This window comes from Sphingomicrobium sp., assembly GCA_036563485.1.
In the GTDB taxonomy this organism is placed as follows: domain Bacteria; phylum Pseudomonadota; class Alphaproteobacteria; order Sphingomonadales; family Sphingomonadaceae; genus Sphingomicrobium.
The window spans coordinates 1,565,112-1,585,035 of the sequence record DATCMI010000001.1 but is presented as its reverse complement, the minus strand read 5'-3'; the positions used below and the strand labels follow the sequence as shown (position 1 = coordinate 1,585,035).

29 protein-coding genes and 1 pseudogene are annotated in these 19,924 nt (G+C 66.1%); 4 read left to right on the top strand and 26 right to left on the bottom strand.

The features are described from left to right. Window positions 1–222: 222 nt before the first annotated feature. From VIL42_08235 to crtY, 3 genes are read right to left on the bottom strand one after another with little or no spacing between them, the layout of a single operon-like run. Window positions 223–1,101, bottom strand: a complete 879-nt coding sequence (locus tag VIL42_08235) for a phytoene/squalene synthase family protein (protein HEY8592838.1) — start codon at window positions 1,099–1,101, stop codon at window positions 223–225. Then, the gene (locus VIL42_08230) at window positions 1,098–2,576 is read right to left on the bottom strand and encodes a phytoene desaturase (protein HEY8592837.1); all 1,479 of its coding nucleotides are present in this window, start codon (window positions 2,574–2,576) and stop codon (window positions 1,098–1,100) included. Before VIL42_08230 ends, VIL42_08235 begins: the two co-directional genes overlap by 4 nt. After that, window positions 2,573–3,715, bottom strand: coding sequence for a lycopene beta-cyclase CrtY (gene crtY / locus VIL42_08225; GenBank protein ID HEY8592836.1), 1,143 nt, complete (start codon window positions 3,713–3,715; stop codon window positions 2,573–2,575). The genes VIL42_08230 and crtY overlap by 4 nt, the downstream gene beginning before the upstream one ends. Window positions 3,716–3,777: 62 nt before the next feature. Here crtY and VIL42_08220 point away from each other — a divergent pair, with 62 nt between their 5' ends. The 3 genes from VIL42_08220 to VIL42_08210 all read left to right on the top strand — a co-directional run bounded on the left by VIL42_08220 (window position 3,778) and on the right by VIL42_08210 (window position 6,131). Further along, window positions 3,778–4,173, top strand: a complete 396-nt coding sequence (locus VIL42_08220; protein HEY8592835.1) for a DUF2141 domain-containing protein — start codon at window positions 3,778–3,780, stop codon at window positions 4,171–4,173. Between the two features lie 126 nt (window positions 4,174–4,299). Next, complete coding sequence (gene ispH / locus VIL42_08215) at window positions 4,300–5,220, top strand: 4-hydroxy-3-methylbut-2-enyl diphosphate reductase (GenBank protein ID HEY8592834.1); 921 nt, start codon at window positions 4,300–4,302, stop codon at window positions 5,218–5,220. Beyond that, window positions 5,217–6,131 (top strand): farnesyl diphosphate synthase, encoded by a 915-nt coding sequence (locus tag VIL42_08210; protein HEY8592833.1) that lies wholly within the window; start codon window positions 5,217–5,219, stop codon window positions 6,129–6,131. The genes ispH and VIL42_08210 overlap by 4 nt, the downstream gene beginning before the upstream one ends. Here the strand turns inward: VIL42_08210 and VIL42_08205 are convergent. Continuing rightward, window positions 6,128–7,546, bottom strand: coding sequence for an FAD-binding oxidoreductase (locus VIL42_08205; GenBank protein ID HEY8592832.1), 1,419 nt, complete (start codon window positions 7,544–7,546; stop codon window positions 6,128–6,130). The two genes, VIL42_08210 and VIL42_08205, sit on opposite strands and share 4 nt — an antisense overlap. Before the next feature lie 54 nt (window positions 7,547–7,600). Here VIL42_08205 and VIL42_08200 point away from each other — a divergent pair, with 54 nt between their 5' ends. Then, window positions 7,601–8,092 carry a dihydrofolate reductase gene (locus VIL42_08200; protein HEY8592831.1) on the top strand — a complete coding sequence of 164 codons (492 nt, stop codon included), beginning with the start codon at window positions 7,601–7,603 and terminating at the stop codon, window positions 8,090–8,092. Here the strand turns inward: VIL42_08200 and VIL42_08195 are convergent. The 22 genes and pseudogenes from VIL42_08195 to rplC all read right to left on the bottom strand — a co-directional run bounded on the left by VIL42_08195 (window position 8,089) and on the right by rplC (window position 19,782). Further along, on the bottom strand, window positions 8,089–8,739 hold the full coding sequence (locus VIL42_08195; protein HEY8592830.1) for an adenylate kinase: 651 nt from the start codon (window positions 8,737–8,739) through the stop codon (window positions 8,089–8,091). The two genes, VIL42_08200 and VIL42_08195, sit on opposite strands and share 4 nt — an antisense overlap. Before the next feature lie 32 nt (window positions 8,740–8,771). Then, window positions 8,772–10,136 (bottom strand): preprotein translocase subunit SecY, encoded by a 1,365-nt coding sequence (gene secY / locus VIL42_08190; GenBank protein HEY8592829.1) that lies wholly within the window; start codon window positions 10,134–10,136, stop codon window positions 8,772–8,774. A 95-nt stretch (window positions 10,137–10,231) separates the two neighbouring features. Further along, the gene (gene rplO, locus VIL42_08185; protein ID HEY8592828.1) at window positions 10,232–10,759 is read right to left on the bottom strand and encodes a 50S ribosomal protein L15; all 528 of its coding nucleotides are present in this window, start codon (window positions 10,757–10,759) and stop codon (window positions 10,232–10,234) included. A gap of 51 nt (window positions 10,760–10,810) precedes the next feature. Continuing rightward, window positions 10,811–10,993: a 50S ribosomal protein L30 gene (gene rpmD, locus VIL42_08180; GenBank protein HEY8592827.1), complete on the bottom strand. Its 183-nt coding sequence runs from the start codon at window positions 10,991–10,993 to the stop codon at window positions 10,811–10,813. 5 nt (window positions 10,994–10,998) lie between these two features. Beyond that, window positions 10,999–11,715 (bottom strand): 30S ribosomal protein S5, encoded by a 717-nt coding sequence (rpsE, locus tag VIL42_08175; GenBank protein ID HEY8592826.1) that lies wholly within the window; start codon window positions 11,713–11,715, stop codon window positions 10,999–11,001. Window positions 11,716–11,775: 60 nt separating this feature from the next. Beyond that, window positions 11,776–12,129, bottom strand: coding sequence for a 50S ribosomal protein L18 (gene rplR, locus VIL42_08170; protein HEY8592825.1), 354 nt, complete (start codon window positions 12,127–12,129; stop codon window positions 11,776–11,778). A 3-nt stretch (window positions 12,130–12,132) separates the two neighbouring features. Further along, entirely contained in the window at window positions 12,133–12,666 is a 534-nt protein-coding gene (gene rplF, locus VIL42_08165; GenBank protein HEY8592824.1) for a 50S ribosomal protein L6, read from the bottom strand. Then, entirely contained in the window at window positions 12,666–13,061 is a 396-nt protein-coding gene (gene rpsH, locus VIL42_08160; GenBank protein ID HEY8592823.1) for a 30S ribosomal protein S8, read from the bottom strand. The genes rplF and rpsH overlap by 1 nt, the downstream gene beginning before the upstream one ends. A 10-nt stretch (window positions 13,062–13,071) precedes the next feature. After that, entirely contained in the window at window positions 13,072–13,377 is a 306-nt protein-coding gene (gene rpsN / locus VIL42_08155) for a 30S ribosomal protein S14 (GenBank protein HEY8592822.1), read from the bottom strand. A 34-nt stretch (window positions 13,378–13,411) separates the two neighbouring features. Next, window positions 13,412–13,990, bottom strand: a complete 579-nt coding sequence (gene rplE / locus VIL42_08150; GenBank protein ID HEY8592821.1) for a 50S ribosomal protein L5 — start codon at window positions 13,988–13,990, stop codon at window positions 13,412–13,414. Further along, window positions 13,983–14,300: a 50S ribosomal protein L24 gene (gene rplX, locus VIL42_08145; protein HEY8592820.1), complete on the bottom strand. Its 318-nt coding sequence runs from the start codon at window positions 14,298–14,300 to the stop codon at window positions 13,983–13,985. Before rplX ends, rplE begins: the two co-directional genes overlap by 8 nt. A 2-nt stretch (window positions 14,301–14,302) precedes the next feature. After that, complete coding sequence (gene rplN, locus VIL42_08140) at window positions 14,303–14,671, bottom strand: 50S ribosomal protein L14 (protein HEY8592819.1); 369 nt, start codon at window positions 14,669–14,671, stop codon at window positions 14,303–14,305. Between the two features lie 161 nt (window positions 14,672–14,832). After that, window positions 14,833–15,069: pseudogene (rpsQ, locus tag VIL42_08135) on the bottom strand (30S ribosomal protein S17). A 4-nt stretch (window positions 15,070–15,073) separates the two neighbouring features. Next, window positions 15,074–15,277, bottom strand: a complete 204-nt coding sequence (gene rpmC, locus VIL42_08130; GenBank protein HEY8592818.1) for a 50S ribosomal protein L29 — start codon at window positions 15,275–15,277, stop codon at window positions 15,074–15,076. Between the two features lies 1 nt (window position 15,278). Further along, window positions 15,279–15,713, bottom strand: a complete 435-nt coding sequence (rplP, locus tag VIL42_08125) for a 50S ribosomal protein L16 (GenBank protein ID HEY8592817.1) — start codon at window positions 15,711–15,713, stop codon at window positions 15,279–15,281. Between the two features lie 17 nt (window positions 15,714–15,730). After that, on the bottom strand, window positions 15,731–16,444 hold the full coding sequence (gene rpsC / locus VIL42_08120) for a 30S ribosomal protein S3 (GenBank protein ID HEY8592816.1): 714 nt from the start codon (window positions 16,442–16,444) through the stop codon (window positions 15,731–15,733). Next, on the bottom strand, window positions 16,444–16,821 hold the full coding sequence (gene rplV / locus VIL42_08115) for a 50S ribosomal protein L22 (GenBank protein HEY8592815.1): 378 nt from the start codon (window positions 16,819–16,821) through the stop codon (window positions 16,444–16,446). Before rplV ends, rpsC begins: the two co-directional genes overlap by 1 nt. Beyond that, entirely contained in the window at window positions 16,821–17,096 is a 276-nt protein-coding gene (gene rpsS, locus VIL42_08110; GenBank protein HEY8592814.1) for a 30S ribosomal protein S19, read from the bottom strand. The genes rplV and rpsS overlap by 1 nt, the downstream gene beginning before the upstream one ends. Window positions 17,097–17,099: 3 nt before the next feature. Next, window positions 17,100–17,936, bottom strand: coding sequence for a 50S ribosomal protein L2 (gene rplB, locus VIL42_08105; GenBank protein ID HEY8592813.1), 837 nt, complete (start codon window positions 17,934–17,936; stop codon window positions 17,100–17,102). Then, the gene (locus tag VIL42_08100; protein ID HEY8592812.1) at window positions 17,936–18,256 is read right to left on the bottom strand and encodes a 50S ribosomal protein L23; all 321 of its coding nucleotides are present in this window, start codon (window positions 18,254–18,256) and stop codon (window positions 17,936–17,938) included. Before VIL42_08100 ends, rplB begins: the two co-directional genes overlap by 1 nt. Beyond that, entirely contained in the window at window positions 18,256–18,897 is a 642-nt protein-coding gene (rplD, locus tag VIL42_08095; protein ID HEY8592811.1) for a 50S ribosomal protein L4, read from the bottom strand. The genes VIL42_08100 and rplD overlap by 1 nt, the downstream gene beginning before the upstream one ends. 3 nt (window positions 18,898–18,900) lie before the next feature. Next, on the bottom strand, window positions 18,901–19,782 hold the full coding sequence (gene rplC, locus VIL42_08090) for a 50S ribosomal protein L3 (protein HEY8592810.1): 882 nt from the start codon (window positions 19,780–19,782) through the stop codon (window positions 18,901–18,903). Window positions 19,783–19,924 lie beyond the last annotated feature (142 nt).

Below are 19,924 nucleotides of genomic sequence, written 5' to 3'. Positions count from 1 at the left end.
CGCCGAGCCGGCCAAGCCGCGCCAGATAGGGCTGCAGGCTGCCCAGCGGCTGTTCCTGTTCCGCGAACGGGAAGAACAGAACGTCATCGGGCAGCCGTGGCCCGAGATCGGGGAAGCCGAGAAAGGTGACGCGATTTCCGCGCGTGACGAGTTCTCTGGCCAGCGCGAGCATTGGGTTGATGTGGCCCGGGAGCGGCGGCGCGAGGAAGCCGAAATGCGCCATCAAGCGCGGCGCCGCGCCGTGCACGCCTCGGCGAAGCTGGGGACCAGCATGGCAAGCTTTTCGGCCTTGCCGACGACGACGCGCCGGTCCCATGCCGACGCGCCGAGGCTACCTACGCGGCGGCCGATCGCTCCGTAGATGCGGAGCGCCGTCAGCACCGCGAAGCGAGAACGGAACGGGAGGCGGTGGACACCCTTGCGGGCGCTGTCTTCATAGATCGCGACATTGTCGACCAGCCGATCGACGATGGCGAGCAACGCCGCTTTGTTTTCAAGCGTGAACAGATTGCCGGCGGACACGCCGAACTCGTCCAGCCACTCGGTTGGCACGTAGCAGCGGCCGGCAGCGAAATCCTCCCGAAGGTCGCGGGCGATGTTCGACAGCTGGAAGGCGATACCAAGGTCGGCGGCCCGCTCCAGCGTCTCCGTTTCGTCCGGATCGACGCCCATGACAATTGCCATCATGCACCCGACCGCGCCCGCGACATGATAGCAATAGCGGACAAGGTCTTCTTCGGTCCGCGGCCGCCACCCGCCTTCATCGAGGGTGAAGCCTTCAAGATGATCCTCGAGAAACCGCAGCGGGATCGGACGCTCGGCCAGCACCTGCCTGAGCGCGTCGAACGGCAGCTCGCCGATTTCTTTCCGTGCCGCGGCGCGCCGCGTCTTTTCGCGTAGGTCGCGGACGCTGCCCGCCGGACCCGCTCCGAAACCGAGCTGCTGTCCGTCGCAGACATCGTCGCAATGGCGGCACCAGGCGTAGAGCAGCCACGCGCGTTCACGGGTCTCGCGGTCGAACAGCCGGCTGGCCGCGCGGAACGACTTGGAGCCGTGCTGGATGGCGTCGGAGGCGCCGGCGACCAGCTCTTCGCGGGTCATGCGCCAAAGTCCTGCAGCATCAGGCCGGCGGTCGCCTTGGCGCTGCCGACGACACCGGGGATCCCGGCGCCCGGGTGCGTGCCGGCGCCGACGAAGTAGAGGTTGGGGATCACGTCGTCGCGATTGTGGACGCGAAAGAAGGCGCTTTGCGTCAGCACCGGTTCCAGGCTGAAGGCCGAGCCGAGGTGCGAGTTGAGGTCGCTCTCGAAGTCGGCAGGACCGTAGTGGAACAGGATGTCGAGCCGGTCGGAAAGGCCGGGCAGCATCCGCTGCTCCAGGATCTGCAGGATCCGCTCAGCATAGCGCGGCCCCTCCTCGTCCCAGTCGAACTTGGTGCGGCCGAGATGCGGCACCGGCGCGAGCGCGTAGAAGGTCGACTTGCCCGGCGGCGCCATCTCCGGATCGGTGGCGGTCGGGTGGTGGAGGTAGATGGACGGATCGTCGGCCAGGCTGCTGCCGCGGTAGATGTCGTTGACGAGGCCGCCGTAGCGCGGACCGAACAGGATCGAATGGTGAGGAACGCCCGCCCATTCGCCGCGGGTCGAGAAGTGAACAACGAAGAGCGAGGGTGAGAAGCGCTTGCGCCGCAGCCGTGCCGCCGCCCGCTTGCCGCGCGGCGCGTCGAGCATGTCGTAGGTGCGGACGATATCGGCGTTGGAGGCGACGGCGTCGAACTCGCCCGTCCAGCCGATTTTCGTGCGTACGCGCTTGGCATTCCCCCCTTCGGTCTCGATCCGTTCGACGGGGTCGCCGAGCCGCACTTCGCCACCCAGCCGCTCGAAGTGCCGGACCATCCCCGCAACCAGCTGATTGGTGCCGCCGCGCGCGAACCACACACCGCCATCCCGCTCCAGCTTGTGAATGAGCGCGTAGATGGCGCTGCTCGTCATCGGATTGCCGCCGACCAGCAGCGTGTGAAAGGACAGAGCCTGCCGCAGCTTCTCGTTCTGCACGAAGCCCGAGACGATCGAATAAACCGACCGCCACGCCTGGTAACGGGCGAGCTGCGGCGCGGCCTTCAGCATCGACTTGAAGTCGAGGAACGGCACGGCGCCGAGCTTCTCATAGCCTTGCGTGAACACGCCGGCGGAATAGTCGAGGAAGCGCTTGTAGCCGGTGACGTCGGCGGGATTCAGTGCCGCGATCTGCCGTTCGAGCAGCGCGTCGTCGTTCACATAGTCGAACCAGCTGCCGTCCGGCCACGACAGGCGGTAAAAGGGCGAGACCGGCACGAGATCGACGTCGGCGGCCATGTCGGAGCCGCTCAGCTCCCACAACTCGCGAAGGCAGGCTGGGTCGGTGATGACGGTCGGCCCGGCATCGAAGACGTGCCCGCCTTTTTCCCAAAAGTAAGCGCGCCCGCCGGGCTTGTCCCGACCTTCGATGATTGTGGTCTGCACGCCGGCAGACTGTAGGCGAATGGCGAGCGCGAGCCCGCCGAAGCCTGAACCAATGACAGCGGCGGTGCGGCTCACGCAGCCTTGCTCCGGATTGAGGAAAGCGCGCGGCCGATGGGCACCGGTGGGCGTCCGCTGACGATGCGCAGCTTGTCGAGCCCGGTTAGCCTCGCGCCGTAGAAACGGCCGATCAGCGGCGTGGAAAGGCGGTAGAAATGTTCGAGCACTCGGTAGCGGTCAGCGGGGTCGGCGGCGCGGAACAGCATGCGGTTGAGCAGCTGGAAAAAGTGCCGGTCGCGCCAGAGGCGTTCGGCCCGGCTGCGGAAGAAAGCGTGGAGCGCGGGACTCGAGAGGTCGCGCTGCTGGGTGAGCAGCACCGCATTCGTGACGGCGTCGGGCAGCGAGTAGCCGGTGGTCGGGTGGAAGAAGCCGCCGCGCAGGCCAAGGCGCCCGACCTCGCCGCCGCCGCTCCACAGGGCCGACAGCTCGCCACCGAGGAGGACCGGGAGGACGCCGGTTTCCTCTTCGACTTGCTGCGGTGCGTTCCCGATCTTGGCGGCGATCTGATCGATCCCGTTCCCTAGAGCCTGCCGGTCGAGCTGGGTTGAGGTCGAGTAATAGGTGTCTTCGATCAGCAATTCGGTAGCGGTGAATGGGAGCAGGTAGACGAAGCGGTACCCGTCCTGCTGGTCGACGGTCGCGTCCATGATCACGGGCCGCTCGCAGCGATGACCCTCCGCAAAACGATAGACGCGGCCAACGAACTTCTGCCAGCCGAGGTCGAGGCCGGTCATCTCAGACGGACCACGCGCATCGAGCACGGCGTCGGCGCCTATCCGTTCGCCACTTCCGAGCACGACTTCCGCCTCAGAGACTTCCTGGATGCTTGTGCCGAGCCGATACTGATGCGGGCCGAGGACGCGCCGGGTCGCGGCATCGAGGTCGCGCGAGCGGATGCTGTTGTAGCCGAGCGGAATGACCCGCTGGCGCGCCGGAAAACGGATTTCGTGATCGGGCCAGCGCCGGTGGACGAGCCCATCCAAGAGCCAACGCTGCTGAAGCGGCACGTCGGTGTCGAAGAAAGACCAGGTGTGATTGCCCCCGAAAGTGCGTTCCTGCTCCACCAGCAGCAGTTCCACGTCGGGACGCTTCTGCCGTAGCGCCAGGGCAGCGAGGCAGCCGGCAAGGCCGCCGCCGGCGATGACAATTCGGGTCATCGCGCCAGTCCTAAAGGCGGCATCGCGCGCGGCCGAGCCGGCCAGTACGAGAAGCGATGCTTATGTTCCTCGCACTCGCCGCGGCGTCGGCGGCAACGCTCGACATCCAGTTGGCAAACCTCCGCAACGCGCGCGGGCAGATCCACGCCTGCGTCAGCGCGAACCCGCGCTTCTTCCCCGACTGCAGCAAGGACCCGAACGCGCGCAAGCAGACGCTTTCGGCAACCGCGCGCGAGCTGCGCATCCAAGGCCTGAAGCCCGGCACTTACGCGGTCACCCTGTTTCACGATGAAAATGCCAACCAGCGGCTCGACGTCCTGCTCGGAATCCCGCGGGAGGGCTTCGGCTTCTCGCGCAACCCGGTGGTGCGCTTCGGTGCGCCGAAGTTTGAGCAAGTGAACATCGAAATTCCGCCCGGCTACACCCGTCTGGCCATTCGCATGCAATACCTTCTTTAGCCGCGATGGAGCCAAGGAGCCCCGGCACTTAGCAGGAGGATCAAGGGGCTAACTGGAGAAAGCATGCTCCACAGTCCGCCGCCCGCAAATGATCCGTCCTCAAACAGCCGGTCAGCCACGCGGCAGGTGACAGTCCTGCTCGCAACGCCGCGCGGCTTTTGCGCCGGGGTGCGGCGCGCGATCGACGCCGTGCGCGACGCCCTCTCCATCTACGGTGCGCCCGTTTATGTGCGCCGGCCGATCGTCCACAATCTCGATGTCGTCAGGGCGCTGGAAGGGGAAGGCGCGATTTTCGTTCAGGAGCTCGGCGAGGTGCCGCGCGGCAGCGTCGTCGTCCTCTCCGCCCACGGCGTTCCGCCCGCCGTGCTGCGCGACGCGCGCAACCGCGGCTTGATCGCGTTCGACGCCGTCTGCCCGCTGGTCGCCAAGGTCCACCGGGAGGTCGAGCGGCATCAGCGCAACGGACGGCACGTGATCGTCATCGGCCATCGCGGCCATCCGGAGATCGACGGCACGGTCGGCCACTTGCCCGACGGCGCGGCAAGCGTGGTCAGCAGCGAAGCGGACATCGACGCGCTGCGGTTCGCGCCCGGTGAGCCGATGGCCTATGCCGTGCAGACGACCTACTCGGTCGACGATGCTGCGCAGTTGGTCGAGGCGCTCGTCACTCGCTTCCCGGACATCGAAGGTCCGGCGACGACGGACATCTGTTACGCGACCACCAACCGGCAGACCGCGGTGCGGGACATCGCCATCCGCGCGGATGCCGTGATCGTCGTCGGGGAAAGCTTCTCGTCCAACGCGACGCGGCTGGCGGAAGTGGCCAGCCTGCTGTGCCCGCAGGTGCAGCTGGTGGCACGCCCGGACGAGCTGGACCGCGATCGCCTTGCGGGGGCGCGCGTCATCGGCATCACCGCCGCAGCCTCGACCCCGGAGACCAGCGTGCAGGCGATCATCGATGCGCTTGCGGAGCAGTTCGTCGTCAGCACGCAGGAGTTCGAGAGCGTCGAGGAGAATGTCTCCTTCAAGCGGCTGGCGGTCGCATGAGCCAGGCTGCCGCCGCACCGGCCGAACCGGCTCTCGCCGTGCGGATACGCGAAGTGTCCCGCGAAATCGACGCAGCGCTGAACCGGGAACTGTGCTCCCCCGCGGACTCGAGCCGGCGCCTCACCGACGCGATCCGCCACGCGGCGATCGGCGGCGGCAAGCGGCTGCGCCCCCTGCTCGTTTGCGCGGCATCGGAGCTTTACGACGTGCCGTTCGGGCAAGCGCTTCGCGCCGGGCTCGCCGTCGAGTGCGTCCATGTCCACTCGCTGATCCACGACGATCTGCCGTGCATGGACGATGACGACATGCGTCGCGGGCGCCCCACCGTGCACGTGGCGTTCGACGATGCGACAGCGGTGCTTGCCGGAGACGCGCTGCTGGCGCTGGCCTTCCAGCTGCTGGGCGACGAGCGCACCCACCCGTCAGGCGCCGTCCGCGCCCAACTGGTGGTGGAGCTTGCCCGCGCCGCAGGTGCGGAGGGCATGGCCGCCGGGCAGATGCTCGACCTGTTCCCGGAGCCGGACGCGGATGTAGCCACGGTAACGCGGCTCCAGCGGCTCAAGACCGGCGCGCTCATCGGCTGGGCAGTTGAAGCCGGCGCTATCCTGGGCGAAGCGCCGCCCGAGCACCGCACCGGCCTGCGCGGTTACGCGCATAGCCTGGGCCTAGCCTTTCAAATTGCCGACGATTTGCTCGACCATCAGGGCGACGAAGGTGTGTGCGGCAAGAAGCTGCGCAAGGACGAGCGGCAGGGCAAGACCAACTTCGTGACGCTGCTCGGCGCCGAGCGGGCCCGACGCCAGGCCGAAGCGCTCGTCGAGCAGGCGCTTGCTCACCTTCACTTTGTCGACGGGCGGCCGGCCTCGCTGCTGACGCAGATCGCGCGCTTCGCGATCGACCGCGACCGCTAAGGGACGAGCTTTCCCGGGTTCATGATGCCGAGCGGGTCGAGCGCCTGCTTGATCGCGCGCATGGCAGCGATGCGCCCGGGCGGCGCGAGGCGCGCAAGTTCGTCGCGCTTTAGCTGCCCGATCCCATGTTCGGCGGAGATCGAGCCTCCTGCCGCGGTCACCAGGTCGTGGACGAAGCGCGTGATCTCCTTCCCCTCGCCTTCATACCAGTCGGGTGCAGTGTGGCTGCCTGCGCGGACGTGGAAATGGATGTTTCCGTCGCCGAGATGGCCGAAGCCGCTGGCGGTCACGCCGGGGAAGCGCTGCTCGACCTTGGCCGAGGCCTCGACGAGGAAGCGCGGCATGTCGCCGACCGGCACCGAAATGTCGTGGGCGAGCGTCTGGCCTTCGGCCCGCTCGGCTTCCGAGATGCTGTCGCGAATTTTCCAGAATGCCTCGGCCTGGGCCTCGCTGGCGCCGATCACTGCGTCGGCGGCGAGGCCCTGATTGAGCGCTTTGCCGAGCAGCTGTTCGAGTTCGGCAGCCAGGTCATGCGCGGCGTCGGACGTGGTCGCCTCCATGAGCACGTGCCACTTGTGCTCGCCGGCGAGCGGCGGCCGCGTGCCGGGAATATGCTTCAGGACCAGGTCGAGCGAATCCTGGGGCACAAGTTCGAAGCCCTCTATCGCCGAGGTCCGCCCTTCGAGAAAACGCAGGAGAAGAAGCGCCTGCTCCGGGCTGTCGAGGCCGACCCAGGCGACAGCGCGGCTCGCGACGGCGGGGACCAGCCGCAGCGCCACCGCGGTGATGACCCCGAGCGTCCCCTCGGCGCCGATCAGCAGCTGATCGAGGCTGTAACCGCGATTGTCCTTCTTCAATCCCGACAGGCCGTCGTGGATCGTGCCGTCGGGAAGCACCGCTTCGACGCCCGCGACGAGCGCACGCATGGTCCCGAACTTCAGCACCTGGGTACCGCCGGCGTTGGTCGAGGCGAGCCCGCCGACGGTGCAGCTGCCGCGCGCGCCGAGCGTCAGCGGGAAGCGCATCCCCTGTTCACCCGCAGCCTCGTGGAGGGTCTGGAGCACGACGCCGGCTTCGGTGACGGCCAGGCGGTCGTCGGCGCTGATCGAGCGGATCCGGGTCATCCGGCGCATCGAGAGCAGGACGGCGCTTCCATCGCCGGGCGGCGTCGCCCCCGCCGCCATGCCGGTGTTGCCGCCTTGCGGGACCAGCGGCACCCGGAACTCGGACGCGAGCCTGACAACCTCCGCCACCTCGGCCGTCGATCCCGGCGCTAGGATCGCCGCTGCGCTGCCGTGGACGCGCCCGCGCCAGTCGGTGAGCCACGGCTGGATATCGGCAGCATTCGTGATCACGGCCTTCGAACCGAGACGCTTTTCGGCTTCGGCGATCATCTGGCTCTGCGCATGCGACATGGCCGTTCATTAGCCTGCTTGGCAGGACGGCGCGACACCGGCAGAGGGCGAGGCATGGAAAGGTCGCCGATCACCATCGTTGTCGCTCGCGCGCAAAATGGCGTCATCGGCCGCGACGGCATGCTGCCGTGGCACATCCCCGCCGACCTCAAGCGCTTCAAGGCGCTGACCATGGGAAGCGCGATGGTGATGGGCCGCAAGACGTTCGACAGCTTGCCGGGCCTTCTGCCCGGCCGCCGGCACATCGTTCTGACACGCGATCGGGCGTGGGCAGCACCGGGCGCCGAAGTCGTTCACAGCGTGGAAGAAGCCATGGCAGCTGCCGGAGAAGAGCCAGTCTCCGTCATTGGAGGGGCCGACATCTTCCGCTTGTTCCTGCCGCTCGCCGACCGGCTGGAGCTAACCGAAGTGCTGGCGAACATAGCCGGCGACACGACCATGCCCGATCCGCGAGAGGACGGCAGCTGGCGCGAAACCTTCAGCGAGGAACATGAGACGGACGGCGGACGGCCCGCCTTCCGCTTCGTCACTCTCCAGCGCGCCTAGGCGTCGCCGTCCAGGATCGTGTCGATCTGCGCCGCGACTTCGTCGATCGGCGCCATGCCGTTCACGCGACGCACCAGCCCCTTCTCCTCGTAGAGTGGGAGGATCGGCGCGGTCTTGGCGCGATATTCCTCCATGCGCGTACGCACGGTCTGCTCGTTATCGTCGGGGCGGCGCTTGAATTCCGTGGAGGCGCAGACGTCGCACACCCCCTGAGCCTTGGTCGGCCGGAACGCGTCATGATAGCCGGCACCGCACTTCGCGCAGCTGAAGCGGCCGGTGATCCGCTCGACCAGCTCCTCTTCGTCGACGGCCAGCTCGATCACATGGTCGAGCCTGCGGCCGCGCTCGCCCAGCAGGATCTCCAGAGCCTCGGCCTGGTGACGGGTCCGCGGAAAGCCATCGAAGATCGCGCCCTGGTCGGCGGCGCTGTCCAGCCGCTCACCGATCAGCGCGCTGACGATTGCGTCGCTGACCAGCTCGCCCCGGTCCATCACTTCCTTGGCTTTGAGGCCGACGGGAGTTGCTGCAGCGACGGCCTCGCGGAGCATGTCGCCGGTCGACATCTGGATCATCCCGCGTTCCGCCTGGAGCCGCGCGGCCTGAGTTCCCTTGCCGGCGCCCGGGGGCCCAAGAAGAATGATGTTCAGCATTGCCGCGCTCTCCCTGTTCGCGGGCGCCGCTAGCGCCGACGCGGCGTCGTCTTCAGCTTCGCCTTCTTGATCAGATCGCCATATTGATGCGCGATCAAGTGGCTCTGGATCTGGCTGACCGTATCCATCGTCACGTTCACGACAATCAGCAGGCTGGTGCCGCCGAGCGCGATGTTGAGGCCGGCTTGGGCGATCAGCGCTTCCGGCAGGAGGCAGATGAACACCAGATAGGCGGCGCCGATCACCGTGATGCGGTTGAGGAGGAAGTCGAAATATTCCTCGGTCGCCTTGCCGGGTCGAATGCCGGGGATGAAGCCGCCGTGGCGCTTCAGGTTCTCGGCCGTTTCCTCGCTGTTGAACTGAACCGCGGTGTAGAAGAAGGTGAAGAAGGCGATGCCGAGTCCGTACATGATCATGTAGGGCGCCGAGCCGTGCTGCAGCCATGTGGAGGCAGTGATCAGCCAGTCGCTGCTCTCGCCTTCGCCGCCGCGGCTGCCGGCCCAGTTGATGACCGTCAGCGGCATCAGCAGCAGCGACGAGGCGAAGATCGGCGGGATGACGCCGGCGGTGTTGAGCTTGATCGGCAGGTGCGACCGCTCCTGCTGCATGCCGCGCGCGGTCTGGCGCTTCGGATATTGGATCAGCACGCGGCGCTGCGCGCGCTCCATGAAGCAGATGAAGAGAATGAGGCCGATCGTCAGCACGACGATGCCGGCGACCAGGACGCCGCTGGTGGCGCCGGTGCGGCTGCCCTCGAGAAGCTGGGCGAGGCCCTGCGGCAGGCGGGCGACGATGCCGGCCATGATGATCAGGGAAATGCCGTTGCCGATGCCCCGGCTGGTGATCTGCTCGCCGATCCACATCAGGAACAAGGTACCGCCGACGAGGCTGACCGTGCCCGCGACTTCGAACAGAGTGCCCGGCATCACGACCGCGCGGATGCCCTGGTTCACGCCCTGCGATTCAAGGCCGCGCACCGCGAGATAGCCTTGGACCAGCGTGATCGCGACGGTCAGGTAGCGAGTATATTGGTTGAGCTTCTTGCGGCCCGTCTCGCCCTCTTTGCGGAGCTGCTGCCACGGTCCGTAAAGGGTCGCGCCGAGCTGAATGACGATCGAGGCCGTAATGTAGGGCATGACGCCCAGCGCCACGATCGAGAATCGCTCGAGCGCGCCGCCGGAGAAAGTGTTGAAGACATCGAGGATGCCGCCGCTCTGCGTCTGATAGAGCGCCTGCATGGCGACCGGGTCGATGCCGGGCACCGGGACGAACGACAGCAAGCGAAATAGGATCAGCGCGCCGAGAGTGAACCAAAGCCTCTTCTTGAGCTCAGTCGCCTTCTGGAAATTGGCGAAGCTGATGCTTGAAGCCATGTTTTCGGCTGCGGATGCCATCGACTAATATTCCCCGGAAAAACAAACGGCGGCGCAAAGGCTGAGCGCCTCCCCGCCGCCGATATAGTGGCTCATTGCCGCTTGTCGAAGACCCGTCAGGCGTCAGTCTTGGCAGCGGACTTGCGCGAGCCCTTCTTGGCTGCCGCAAGCTCGGCCGGGTTCTTGCGCTCGATCAGCTCGATCGAACCGCCGGCCTTCTCGACCGCTTCGCGGGCGCCCTTGGACGCACCGGCAACCTTGAGCGCGAGCTTGGCGCTGAGTTCGCCCTTGCCGAGCAGGCGGACGCCGTCCTTGCCGCCGCGCGCGAGACCGGCGGCCTTGAGCGCGTCATGGTCGAGCGTGCCCTTGGCATCCAGCTTGCCGGCATCGATCATCTTCTGGATCGCGCCGATATTCACTTCGGCATAATCCTTGGCGAAGATGTTGTTGAAGCCGCGCTTCGGCAGCCGCATGTGAAGCGGCATCTGGCCGCCTTCGAAGCCGTTGATCGACACACCCGAGCGGCTGGTCTGGCCCTTCTGGCCGCGGCCCGAAGTCTTGCCCTTGCCGGAACCGATGCCCCGGCCGACGCGCATGCGGCCCTTGCGTGCGCCTTCGTTGTCCTTGAGTTCGTTCAGTTTCATCGTTGCACTCGCTTTCGCTTTTGTCGCGCAGCCCCTCGCGGGGCAGGGATTTTAGGCGTTCTCTTCGACGCGGATGAGGTGCTGGACCTTGCGGACCTGCCCCATGACTTCCGGCGTCGCCTCGACCTCCACCGAGCGGTGAAGCTTGTTGAGGCCGAGACCGACGAGCGTCGCCCGCTGCGTCTTGTCGCGCCGGATGGGCGAGCCGGTCTGGGTGATCTTGATCTTCGCCATCTTGCTTACTCCGCCATCGCTTCGGCCTGAGCCTCGGCTTCGGCAGCGCTGGCGCCACCGCGGCCGAGCAGGTCGGCGACCTTCTTGCCGCGGCGCTGCGACACAGCGCGCGGGCTCGACTGATCCTTGAGCGCCTCGAATGTCGCGCGGATCATGTTGTACGGGTTCGACGTGCCCACCGACTTGGTGACGACGTCGGCAACACCGAGGCTTTCGAAGATCGCGCGCATCGGGCCGCCGGCGATGATGCCGGTACCGGCCGGAGCCGTGCGGATCGTCACCCGGCCAGCGCCGAAGTGGCCGAGGCCGTCATGGTGAAGCGTGCGGCCATCGCGCAGCGGAACGCGGATCATCGCCTTCTTCGCAGCGGCAGTCGCCTTCGAAATCGCTTCCGGCACTTCGCGAGCCTTGCCATGGCCGAAGCCGGCGCGGCCCTTGCCGTCACCGACGACCACGAGCGCTGCGAAGCCGAAGCGCTTGCCGCCCTTCACGGTCTTCGAGACGCGGTTGATGTGGACGAGCTTTTCAATCAGCTCCTCGCCGCCATCGTCGTCGCCGCCACGGCCGCCACGGCGATCGTCGCGACGCCCGCCACGGCCGCCACGATTGTCGCGTCCGCCGCCCGGACCGCCACGGCCACGGCCGCCGCGCCCGCCGCCCGGGCCACGGCCCTGCGGCGCCTGCTCGACAGGCTGCGTCTGCTCGGCAACGCCGGCATCCATCGTGACTTCGGTCTGCGCCTCGGCGGCGCCTTCCTGGGTCGTTTCAGTCTCTTGCACCATTTAGAACTCCAGTCCGCCTTCGCGGGCAGCGTCGGCGAGGGCCTTCACCCGGCCATGGAAGAGGAAGCCGCCACGATCGAAAACGACCTTTGACACGCCGGCAGCCTTGGCGCGCTCGGCAACGGCCTTGCCGACCTGCGCTGCGCCTTCCTTGGTCGCGGCGGCCTTGTTCTTGAGGTCCTGCTCGAGCGTCGAGGCCGCAGCGAGCGTGCGCCCGGCACTGTCGTCGATGACCTGCGCGTAGATGTGACGGCCCGAACGGTGCACCGACAGACGGGGCTTGCCCGAAGCGGTGCCACGGAGGGCCGTACGCACGCGCTGGCGGCGACGATCGAAGAGAGAGAGTTTCGCCATGGCTTACTTCTTCTTGCCTTCTTTGCGGAAGATGAACTCGCCGCGATATTTGATGCCCTTGCCCTTGTAGGGCTCCGGCTTGCGCCAACGGCGGATTTCCGCCGCGACCTGCCCGACCTTCTGCTTGTCGATGCCGCTGATCTCGACCGTATTCTGGTCGGGAGTCTTGACGTCGACGCCTTCAGGCACCGGGAAGTTCACGTCGTGGCTGTAGCCGAGCTGCAGCCTCAGGTTCTTGCCCTGGGCCGTAGCGCGGTAGCCGACGCCGCTGATCTCGAGCACCTTGGTGAAGCCCTCGGTCACGCCGGTGACGAGGTTGTCCACCAGCGTGCGCTGCATGCCCCAAAAGGCGCGCGCCTGCTTCGTGTCGTTGGCCGGCTTCACGAGAATGCCGTCATCACCGATCTCATACGCGATTTCGTCGCGCATCTGCAGCTGCAGCTGGCCCTTGGGACCCTTGACGGAAAGGATCTCACCTTCCTTGCTCGCCGTCACGCCCGAAGGCAGCGGCACGGGCCGTTTTCCGATACGGGACATTAGAATACCTCCGCCAGCACTTCGCCGCCGACATTCTGCTCGCGCGCTTCGGCGTCCGACAGCACGCCGCGCGGGGTCGACACGATCACAGTGCCGAGGCCGTTGCGGATGCGCGGAAGCTCACGCGCCGCGGAATAGACGCGGCGGCCCGGCTTCGAGACGCGGGCCAGATGGTGGATCGCCGGCTGGCCTTCGAAATATTTGAGCTCGATGCGCAGGCCCTTCTGGCCGGCGAGCTCTTCTTCCGAATAGCCGCGGATATAGCCTTCGCGCTGAAGCACATCGAGCACGTTGGCGCGCAGCTTTGACGCCGGCGTCAGGATGCTATCCTTCTTCGCCGACTGGCCGTTGCGGATGCGGGTGAGCATATCACCCAGAGGATCGGTCATCGCCATTCTTTAACCCTTACCAGCTCGACTTGATCACGCCGGGGATCAGGCCCTTGTTGGCCAGTTCCCGAAGCATGATCCGCGACAGGCGGAACTTGCGGTAATAAGCGCGCGAACGGCCGGTCAGCTCGCAACGGTTGCGAACCCGGGTCGGATTCCCGTTGCGCGGCAGTTCCGCCATCTTGAGACGCGCGATCAGGCGCTCCGTCTCGTCCTTGGACTCATCGTCCGCGATCGCCTTCAGCTTCGCGTACTTCGCCGCGTTCTGCTGGACGAGCTTCTTGCGACGCTCGTTCTTGTTGATCGAACTCAGTTTCGCCATGACTTAAGTTCTTCTCCTTACGAAGCAGGCCCGCTTACGCGGCCTGCTTCTGCTCCTCGGACGGGAACGGGAAATTGAACAGGCGCAGCAGTTCGCGTGCCTCTTCGTCCGTCTTCGCCGTAGTGGTGATGATGATGTCCATTCCCCGGACCTTGTCGATCTGGTCGTAATTGATTTCCGGGAAGATGATCTGCTCTTTCAGGCCCATGGCGTAATTGCCACGGCCGTCGAACGACTTGGGGTTCAGGCCGCGGAAGTCGCGGACGCGCGGGAGCGCGATCGTGACCAGCCGGTCCAGGAACTCGTACATGCGGTCGCGGCGCAGGGTGACCTTGGCGCCGATCGGCATGCCTTCGCGCAGCTTGAACTGGGCGATCGACTTCTTGGCCTTGGTGATCACCGGCTTCTGACCGGCGATCCGCTCCATTTCGGCAGCGGCCGTCTCGACCTTCTTCTTGTCCTGCGTCGCTTCGCCCACGCCCATGTTGATGACGATCTTTTCGAGGCGCGGGACCTCCATGCGGTTCTTGTAGCCGAACCGCTCGATCATCGCCGCGACGATGCGCTCTTCATAATCGCCCTTCAGGCGCGGGGTGTACTTCTGGTCAGCCATTGATCAGCTCTCCGGTCTTGGCCGCGACCCGGACCTTCTTGCCGTCGCGCACTTCGAAGCGGACGCGGGTCGGCTTGCCGTCGTCGGTGGCGATCGCAACCTTGGAGACGTGCAGCGGCGCTTCCTTGCGCTCGATGCCGCCCTGCGGATTCGCCTGGTCGGGCTTGCGGTGACGCGCGTGGACGTTGACGCCCGACACGATCACCTTGTTCTCTTTCGGCATCGCCTTGACGACTTCACCGGTGCGGCCCTTGTCCTTGCCGGACAGGATCACGACGCGGTCGCCCTTGCGGATCTTCGCAGCAGCCATGGTTACAGCACCTCCGGCGCAAGGCTGATGATCTTCATGTGCTTCTTCGCACGAAGCTCACGCACTACGGGTCCAAAGATACGGGTGCCGATCGGCTCCTCGTTCTTGTTAACCAGCACCGCGGCGTTGGAATCGAACCGGATCACCGAACCGTCGGGACGGCGGATGTCCTTGGCGGTGCGGACGATCACCGCGCGGTGAACGTCGCCCTTCTTCACGCGGCCGCGCGGCGCCGCTTCCTTGACGGAAACGACGATGATGTCGCCGACGCCGGCAACACGCCGCTTCGACCCGCCCAGCACCTTGATGCACTGGACGCGCTTGGCGCCGCTGTTGTCCGCAACGTCCAGGTTGGACTGCATCTGGATCATTGTTCGACCCTTATCCTCTCAAAATCTTCTCAGGCGTCCGCGTCTGCGACGTCTTCGGCCTTGGCCTTCTTGCCCTTCGAACCCGACGGCTCCGCAGGAGCGGAGGGCTGCGGCGGAAGCGCGGCTTCGGTGTCGTCGATGTCCGACTTCTGCGCCTTGGCGGTGCCGAGCCGGTCGACGACGGTCCACGTCTTCAGCTTCGAAATCGGCGCGCACTCTTCTATGCGGACGATCTCGCCGGCGCGGAACTCGTTGGCCGCGTCGTGAGCGTGGTACTTCTTCGACAGCTTGATGATCTTGCCGTACAGCGGGTGCTTCACCCGCCGCTCGACACGGACCACCACGGTCTTGTCACCCTTGTCGGACACCACGGTGCCGGTGAGGACGCGCTTGGGCATCTCGTTATTCTCCTTGCGCCTTGGAGCGCTGGGTCTGCAGCGTCTTGATGCGAGCGATGGTGCGGCGAACGTCGCGCACGCGGCTCGGCTTCTCGAGCTGGTTGGTCGCCGACTGGAAGCGCAGGTTGAACTGCTCGCGCTTCAGTTCGATCAGCTGCTGCTGCAGCTGGTCGTCGGTCTTCTGCTTGAGATCGTCGATCGCAGGCATCTTACTTTTCCTCTCCGGCCAGGGTCTCGCCCAGGCGGGCAACGACCTTGGTCTTGATCGGCAGCTTCTCGGCCGCACGCTCGAAAGCGGTCTTGGCGAGGTAGCCAGGGACGCCGTCGAGCTCGAACAGGATCCGGCCCGGCTTGACGCGGGCGACCCAGAATTCCGGGCTGCCCTTACCGGAGCCCATGCGGACTTCGGCCGGCTTCGAGCTGACCGGAACGTCCGGGAAAATGCGGATCCAGAGACGGCCGCTACGCTTGATGTGACGCGTGATCGCGCGGCGGGCCGCTTCGATCTGGCGGGCGGTGATCCGCTCCGGCTCCATGGCCTTGAGGCCGAAGGCGCCGAAATTGAGCTCGGTCCCGCCCTTGGCATTGCCATGGATGCGGCCCTTGAAGGCCTTGCGGAACTTGGTGCGCTTGGGTTGCAGCATCTGTTTTTACCTTCGGCTTACCGGTTGCCGCGCTCTTCGCGCGCCGGACGGACGCCGGAGGTCTGAGCCTCCATCATCAGCCGGTCCTGAGCGAGCGGGTCATGACCAAGGATTTCACCCTTGAAGACCCAAACCTTGACGCCGCACACGCCATAAGCGGTGTGGGCCTGCGCTTCCGCATAGTCGACGTTGCCGCGCAGCGTGTGCAGCGGAACGCGGCCCTCGCGATACCATTCGGTGCGCGCGATCTCGGCGCCGCCGAGACGGCCCGAGCAGGTGATGCGAATGCCTTCCGCGCCAAGGCGGAGGGCCGACTGAACCGCGCGCTTCATGGCGCGGCGGAAGGCGATACGGCGCTCGAGCTGGTCGGCCACGCCCTGGGCGACGAGCTTGGCGTCGACTTCAGGCTTGCGGATCTCGACGATGTTCAGGCTGACTTCCGAGCCCGTCATCTTCGAAAGCTGCTGCTTCAGCTTCTCAATGTCCGCACCCTTCTTGCCGATGATCACGCCCGGGCGCGCGGCATAGATGGAGATGCGGCAGATCTTGGCCGGACGCTCGATCACCACCTTCGAGATCGCGGCCTGCGGCAGCTTCTCGATGATGTAGCGGCGGATCTTGAGGTCTTCGAGCAGCAGGCGGCCGTAATCCTGGCCTTCCGCGAACCAGCGGCTGTCCCAGGTGCGGTTGATCTGCAGGCGCAGACCGACGGGGGAGGTTTTCTGACCCATTAGGCTTCTTCCTGCTCGCGAACGACGACCCGGAGGCGGCTGAACGGCTTGACGATCCGGCTCGAACGGCCGCGCGCACGGGTCGCGAACCGCTTCATCGAGATCGACTTGCCGACACTCGCCTCCGCAACGACCAGAGCGTCGACGTCGAGGTTGTGGTTGTTCTCCGCATTGGCGACCGCCGAAGCGAGCACCTTGCGGACGTCCTCGGCCATTCCCTTGGGCGAGAACTGGAGGATGTTGAGGGCCTGCTCGACCTTCTTGCCGCGGATCATCTGGGCAACGAGGTTGAGCTTGCGCGCCGAACCACGGATCGTGGTGCCGACGGCGAGCGCTTCCTTGTCGCCGACCTTGCGGGGAGCTGCTGCCTTGCCCATTAGCGCTTGCCCTTCTTGTCAGCGGCGTGGCCGGGGAAGAAGCGGGTCGGCGCGAACTCGCCGAGCTTCATGCCGACCATTTCCTCGTTGACCGACACCGGCACGAACTTGCGGCCGTTGTAGACATTGAAGGTGAGGCCGACGAACTGCGGCAGGATCGTCGAACGGCGCGACCAGGTCTTGATCGGCGCGCGGCCACCCTTGTCCTGTGCAGCTTCCGCTTTCTTCAGAAGCGAAAGCTCGACGAACGGACCTTTCCAGACGGAACGGGCCATGGATTAACCCTTCTTCTTCGCGTGACGGCTACGGATGATGAACTTGTCCGTTGCCTTGTTGTGACGGGTGCGCGCACCCTTGGTCGGCTTGCCCCACGGGGTGACCGGGTGACGGCCGCCCGAGGTCCGGCCTTCACCACCGCCGTGCGGGTGGTCGACCGGGTTCTTGGCGACGCCGCGGGTCAGCGGGCGCTTGCCGAGCCAGCGGGTGCGTCCGGCCTTCGCCAGCGTCTGGTTGGCATTGTCGGGGTTCGACACTGCGCCGACGGTGGCCATGCAGTCGGAGCGCACATAGCGCTGCTCGCCTGAATTCAGCCTGACGATGACCATTCCGCGGTCGCGGCCGACGACCTGCACATAAGTGCCTGCCGCGCGGGCGATCTGGCCGCCCTTGCCCGGCTTCATCTCCACATTGTGGACGATGGTGCCGATCGGCATCTGGCCGATTTCCATCGCATTGCCCGGCTTCACGTCGACCTTCTTGCCGGCGATCACCTGGTCGCCCGGCGCAAGCCGCTGCGGCGCGATGATGTAGGACTGCGCACCGCCCTCGTAAGTCACGAGCGCGATGAACGCCGACCGGTTCGGGTCATACTCGAGCCGCTCGACGGTCGCGGGCACATCCCAGGTGCGGCGCTTGAAGTCGATGTAGCGATACTTCTGCTTGTGACCGCCGGCGATGCCGCGGCTGGTCACATGGCCCTTGTTGTTGCGGCCGCCACTCTTGCGCTTGCCTTCGGTCAGCGCCTTGACGGGCTTGCCCTTCCACAGCGCCGACTTGTCGACGAGGATGAGGCCACGGCGCGCGGGCGACGTGGGCTTATATTGCTTGAGAGCCATTAGCCGCGGACCCCTTCGGTGATGTCGATCGACTGGCCCTCGGCCAAGGTGACGATCGCCTTCTTCATGTCCGAACGCTGGTAGGGCTGGCCCTTCCAGCGCTTGGTCTTACCCTTGGAGACGATCGTGTTCACGTTCGTCACCTTGACGTTGAACAGTGCCTCGACGGCCGCCTTGATCTCCGGCTTGCTCGCCTTCGACGCGACCTTGAACACAACCGCGTTGTGCTCCGACACCATGGTCGACTTTTCGGTGATGTGCGGCGCGAGGACGACGTCGAAGTGACGCGCGTCGGTTACGCCCTGCGGCTTCTTAGCCATTATTCAGCCCCTCCCGGGAGGGCGAAGCGCCCCTCCAGCTTCTCGACCGCGGCGCGGGTCAGGACCAGCGTGTCGTGGCGCATGATGTCGTAAACATTCGCGCCGACCGCCGGCAGAAGATTGATGCTCTCGAGGTTCGACGAGGCGCGGGCGAAGCCGACGTTGAGCGCGTCGCCGTCGATCACCAGCGCATTCTTGCCGAAGCCGAGCTTGCCGAGCTGCTCCTTGAGCACCTTGGTCTTGCCCTCGGCAACGTCGAGGTTGTCGAGAACGACGAGCTTGCCTTCCTGAGCCTTCGACGACAGCGCCATCTTCAGGCCGAGCGCGCGAACCTTCTTGTTCAGGCTCGAAGCAAAGATGCGGGCCCGCGGGCCGTGTGCCTTGCCGCCGCCGATGAAGATCGGGGCGCGGCGATCGCCGTGACGGGCCGTACCGCCGCCCTTCTGGCGACCGAACTTCTTGCCGGTGCGGGCGACGTCGCTGCGCTCGCGCGCGGCACGGGCCGGAGCGCGGCGGTTGATCAGCTGCCAGGTGACGACGCGGTGAAGGATGTCGGCGCGCGGCTCGACGGCGAAAATCTCGTCGTTGAGCTCGATGTCGCCGCCAGCCTTGGCGTCGAGGGTCTGTACCTTGACCTTCATCGCTTAGCCTTCCTTGCTCTCGTCGCCGGACTCAGGCGTTGCTTCGCCGGCCGGAGCGTCAGTGGTCTCGTTGGTGTCGGCGGAAGCGCCGGCATCCTGCTCGGCAGCAATCGCGGCGACTTCATCGTCGCCCGGAAGCGCCGGGATCTCGTGGACGGCGGCGTCGTCGACCAGGCCCGGAGCCGGAACTTCGGTTTCGTCCAGCGCCTTCTTGTCGAGAATGCCTGCCGGGTACGGCGCCGTTTCGTTGCGCGGAAGCTTGATCGCGTCGCTGACGGTCAGCCAGCTGCCCTTGTGGCCCGGGACCGAACCCTTGACGAACAGCAGGCCGCGGATCGGGTCCGTGCGGACGATCTCGAGGTTCTGCTGCGTGCGGTTACGCGCGCCCATGTGACCGGCCATCTTCTTGTTCTTGAAGACGCGGCCCGGGTCCTGGCGGTTACCGGTCGAACCGTGCGAACGGTGCGACACGGACACACCGTGAGTGGCGCGAAGACCGCCGAAGTTCCAGCGCTTCATGGCGCCGGCAAAGCCCTTGCCCTGCGTCACGCCGGCGACGTCGACCATCTGGCCGGCGACGAAGTGGTCGGCGCTGATTTCGGCGCCGACGTCAAGCAGCGCGTCTTCAGCGACGCGGAACTCGACGACCTTCATCTTCGGCTCGACTTCGGCCTTCCCGAAAGCGGCGCGCTGCGGCTTGGCGACATTCTTCGCCTTGGCCTTGCCCGCGCCGAGCTGGACGGCGGTGTAGCCGTCCCGATCCATTTCACGACGGCCGACGACCTGCACGCCGTCCAGCTGCAGGACGGTGACCGGCACATGCCGTCCGTCCGCCTGGAACAGGCGGGTCATCCCGACCTTCTTCGCGATCACGCCAGTGCGCATGATCTAGCTCCTCCACAGAGGCACCCGACCGATTTCGGGTGCTTGCAGCCCAAATTGTCTTGCGTGCCCCGCCTGGGCTCTTGCTCCCTTGAAGGGAGCGGCGGGGACGCAGCCCGGAGAGAACCTCCGGCGGTATCACCCT